Source organism: Petrotoga halophila DSM 16923, from assembly GCF_002924615.1.
The window spans coordinates 2,061-2,429 of sequence record NZ_JALY01000065.1 but is presented as its reverse complement, the minus strand read 5'-3'; the positions used below and the strand labels follow the sequence as shown (position 1 = coordinate 2,429).

Below are 369 nucleotides of genomic sequence, written 5' to 3'. Positions count from 1 at the left end.
CTGCAGCAAATTCAACTCCTTCTAGACCGCTTATTTCTTTTTCCATTTTAGCTGCACAATTCGCGCAGCCAAGTCCTTCAAGCATTACTATGCTTTTGTTCACCTTTTTCTTCTCTGCATCAACTATTTTAACATCCGGCTCAAGTTTATTTACAATGGATGTTACTTCTCCAAGAATTTTACCAAATTCCTTTTTATCGACCGCTTCAATTGTCAGCTTCTTAGATACAAAATCAACGGTCGCACTATTTACTCCTTCAAGGCTTTGTGTTTGAGCTTCAATCTTTGCAGCACAATTCGCACAGTCAAGTCCTTCAAGTATTAATACTTTTTTATTGCTCTTGTTAACGGATTTTTCTTTCACTACCA

At 37.1% G+C, this 369-nt stretch carries 1 protein-coding gene; it reads right to left on the bottom strand.

Translation table 11 applies throughout. From position 1 onward, the window contains the following. A partial coding sequence (locus AA81_RS03175) for a cation transporter (RefSeq protein WP_211292639.1) occupies nt 1–364 on the bottom strand: 364 nt, incomplete at its 3' end. Nucleotides 365–369: the final 5 nt, after the last annotated feature.